Source organism: Lishizhenia sp., assembly GCF_057456495.1.
In genome coordinates, this window is sequence record NZ_JBVCPV010000245.1 from 1 (window position 1) to 3548 (window position 3548).

General features: G+C 37.7%; 5 protein-coding genes. All 5 read left to right on the top strand.

Features of this window, described 5'->3' with window-relative positions:
- The first annotated feature begins 110 nt into the window (after positions 1–110).
- The 5 genes from AC22ZQ_RS13355 to AC22ZQ_RS13375 all read left to right on the top strand — a co-directional run bounded on the left by AC22ZQ_RS13355 (position 111) and on the right by AC22ZQ_RS13375 (position 3406).
- Positions 111–674, top strand: a complete 564-nt coding sequence (locus AC22ZQ_RS13355) for an RNA polymerase sigma factor (RefSeq protein WP_318959263.1) — start codon at positions 111–113, stop codon at positions 672–674.
- A 20-nt stretch (positions 675–694) separates the two neighbouring features.
- Positions 695–1144, top strand: coding sequence for a hypothetical protein (locus AC22ZQ_RS13360; protein ID WP_318959264.1), 450 nt, complete (start codon positions 695–697; stop codon positions 1142–1144).
- A 10-nt stretch (positions 1145–1154) separates the two neighbouring features.
- Entirely contained in the window at positions 1155–1610 is a 456-nt protein-coding gene (locus AC22ZQ_RS13365) for a hypothetical protein (protein ID WP_318959265.1), read from the top strand.
- Between the two features lie 142 nt (positions 1611–1752).
- Positions 1753–2949 (top strand): aspartate aminotransferase family protein, encoded by a 1197-nt coding sequence (locus AC22ZQ_RS13370; protein WP_318959266.1) that lies wholly within the window; start codon positions 1753–1755, stop codon positions 2947–2949.
- 4 nt (positions 2950–2953) lie between these two features.
- Positions 2954–3406 carry a hypothetical protein gene (locus AC22ZQ_RS13375; RefSeq protein ID WP_318959267.1) on the top strand — a complete coding sequence of 151 codons (453 nt, stop codon included), beginning with the start codon at positions 2954–2956 and terminating at the stop codon, positions 3404–3406.
- The last annotated feature ends 142 nt before the right edge of the window (positions 3407–3548 follow it).

Consider the following 3548-nt stretch of genomic DNA (forward strand, 5'->3'; position numbering starts at 1 on the left):
AATTTGGTCAAAGTGGTAAACCAGACGAATTAATGACGAAATACGGTATTGATACTGTTAATATTGTTGAAGCTTGCGAAAAAGTAATTAAACGTAAGTAACAAAAATATATGCTCCTCCTTGACGATAAAGAAATTTTAAAATTACATCGTAAAGGAGGAGCTTCTTCTCAAAAGGCGTTTAACGCCATCGTTGCTCAATACGCAGAACAATTGTATTGGCAAATACGTCGACAAACCAAGAACCACGAAGATACCAACGACGTACTTCAAAACACACTTCTTAAAGTTTACAAAGCTCTCGATAAATTCGAAGGTAAAAGTGCTCTTACTACCTGGATGTATAGCATTGCTAGAAATGAAACCTATACTTTCTTAGAAAAAAGAAACAAGCAAGTTAAACAAGAGTATGACGACGCAAGTCTTGAACTTTTGACTATACCCGGAGACCTCGGCGGACTCCCCCCTGAACAAATAGAAGCTTTATTATTTAGAGCATTGGACACCTTACCCGATAAACAAGCTCAAGTTTTTCAATTAAAATATTTTGAGAACATGAGTTTTAAAAGTATCAGTCAACAATTAGGTACAAGCGTAGGTGGGTTAAAAGCATCTTATCATCATGCTGTTAAAAAAATTGAAGAAAATTTAAAAAACGCATTAAACCTATTATAATTCTATAAGTCTAAAGTACAGTGGAAAAGGATAAAAACATATTCGAACAGTTTAAACCCAGCGAAAAACCAAGCGTTCCGCAAGGTTATTTTGAACAACTCCACAAAGAGTTGAACCACAAAATAGAACCAAAGGCTGAAACAAGGAACAAAGGCTACAAAATAGTACTCTATAGCATTGCTTCTGTTGCTGCTGTGCTCTTACTCTTTTTCAGCATCATACAACCCAACACTACTACACCAACAGCTTCAGTTGCAGATATCACAGATCTTAAAACACAAGAAATTGGTGGTTACATAGAAGAAAATATTCAGCATTTTGACGATGAATTATTTGTAGAAGCCGGTTATATTGCGGTTGCCAGCACTTCTCCCCAACAAAATTTTGAAACTAAAATAAGTGATTTAGATATTGAAGACATCTCTGCATACCTATCAGAAGATGATGAATTAAGTCTAGAAGATTTTTAATATGAAAAACATGAAACACGTTATACTACTCCTATTAACCCTTGTGGGTTTCGCAACTATACATGCTCAAAATGAGCACCCTAAGCACAGACCAACTAAAGCCGAACATGCGAAAATAGAGCAGTTAAAACGAGCTTATTTTTCTGAAAAGCTAGATTTAAACACAGAAGATTCAATTGCCTTTTGGCCTATTTACGACCATTACTCGAAGGAATTGAGAGCCTTACATCATGAAATCAAGGCAAAGTATAGATGTCAATCCGAAGATCAACTTTCAGAAGCAGAATACAAAAAACTAGTAGAGGAATTAGTAGAACTCGAAAAAAAAGAAGCTAAAGTTAAGGCAGAATTCATGCTTAAAATAGGTGAAACTATAGGTTATGAAAAAGCATTGAGAATAACTTGTCTCGAGCATCAATTTAGGAAGCGATTACTCGAAGAATTAAGAGCCAGAAAGAAACAGTAAAGAAATGATTTTCTAGTTTACATAAGTACAATTTACAAGCAAAGGCAGAGAAGAAACTTTTCTGCCTTTTTTATGTAGAAAAGAACAATTATCACCTCTCCATTCTACTCCACTCATTCAATATTTCACTAAATTCGCTCCCATGGACAGACGTGAAAAATTTCTATCGCTTCAGGGGCAAACAACGCCCTTTCCTTACCTTTTGGATATCGATTACGCCAAGGGAATTTATCTCTACGATAAGCAAGGAAAAGCATTTATGGACATGATCGCAGGTGTGGCTGTAAACAACATCGGTCACAATCATCCCAAAGTTGTTGAAGCTTTGAAACAGCAGATAGATAAACACCTCCACGTAATGGTCTATGGCGAATTTATTCAAGACGCCCCTTTATTAATGGCCGAAAGGTTAACTCAAATTCTCCCCGAACAATTAGATTGTGTTTACACGGTAAACTCTGGTGCAGAAGCCAACGAAGCTGCACTTAAATTGGCAAAACGCATTACGGGAAGGTCTCAAATCATTGCTTTTAAAGGAGCCTACCACGGTGGAACGCATGGTGCCTTAAGTGTTTCTGGTAACGAAACGAAAAAGGAAAAATTTAGACCCCTTCTTCCTGGGATTAAATTCCTTAGCTTCAACAATATTGAGGAGCTAGATGCTATTACCGAACAAACTGCCGCAGTAATCATGGAAACCGTACAAGGGGATGCTGGAGTTAGAAAAGCAAACCCTGAATTTATGCGTGCCCTACGCGATAAATGTACAGAAACAGGTACTCAACTAATTTTTGACGAGGTACAGTGTGGTATTGGTAGAACCGCTCACAATTTTGCCTTTGAGATGTACGAGGATGTTGTTCCTGATATCCTTACCCTAGGTAAAGCACTTGGAGGAGGTATGCCCATTGGCGCCTTTGTGTCTTCTCAAGCGAAAATGAAAGAGTTAACTCACGACCCTATGTTAGGACATATCACAACCTTTGGTGGTCACCCCGTGGTTTGTGCAGCAGCTGCAGCGGCATTGGAGGTATTGACCACTGAAATAGACTACAAGCAGGTAGAAGCGAATGGACAAATTTTGGTCGATATGCTCAGTAGAGATCCAGAAATAAAGGAAATTCGTCGTGTTGGAATGATGTTCGCATTCGATATGGAATCCTTTGAACGTGTGGAAAAAGTAGTGAATAGATGTTTAGAATTAGGACTCATCTCTTTCTGGTTCCTATCTCACCCCTACTCTTTTAGATTGAGTCCACCCATTAACATTACAGAAGAAGAAATGATCAAGGCCGGAGAAATAATCTTACAGGCCATAGCTGAAACGAGAGAAAAATAAAGCAATGACAATTACACAAACATTAAATCAAAAAGAGTTCAGAAACGCGAGTCTTAATATCCTATGGAGTAAAATTGGCGTACGCATCGCGACAGCTATTTTTCTGGTAGGTATGATCCTCTTTCCCATCATTTCTGCTTTTTACACAGGCAACTACCAAGAAATAATATCGCCATTACTCTTCATTGTAGTGTTCAGTGTTTTCATTAATTACACCTATAAAAGAGCTTACAACCAAAACACAGATTTACAACATCCGGTGAGTTATAACTTTCAGAAAAAACAACTCATCATTACCGGTAATTCAGGTAAATCCATCCTAGAACTTCCTTTAAAAAAGGTACATGAATTTAAAGGTTCTTTTGCCCTGCAACAGAGTAAACAAGTATTCTACATCATTAAAAAAGAAGGCCTTAAAGATCAAGAACTCAACTTTTTAAAAGGTTTGGTAAAGTAGTAGCTTTCAAAATCTATTTTACTCCAAAATTGTGATCGATTTTTAGGCAAACGGCCGGGCTATTCCTTATAGTCCCTTGGCTTTTGTGGATTCGGCTAAGTGCTCACCCCAGCTTCCAAGGTCGCAAGGGCAAGTACAAGCC

Excerpts from the sequence above, each read along its gene's own strand:
- AC22ZQ_RS13355 (WP_318959263.1), top strand. The coding sequence starts at position 111 with ATGCTCCTCCTTGACGATAAAGAAATTTTAAAATTACATCGTAAAGGA.
- AC22ZQ_RS13365 (WP_318959265.1), top strand. The coding sequence starts at position 1,155 with ATGAAACACGTTATACTACTCCTATTAACCCTTGTGGGTTTCGCAACT.
- AC22ZQ_RS13370 (WP_318959266.1), top strand. The coding sequence starts at position 1,753 with ATGGACAGACGTGAAAAATTTCTATCGCTTCAGGGGCAAACAACGCCC.
- AC22ZQ_RS13375 (WP_318959267.1), top strand. The coding sequence starts at position 2,954 with ATGACAATTACACAAACATTAAATCAAAAAGAGTTCAGAAACGCGAGT.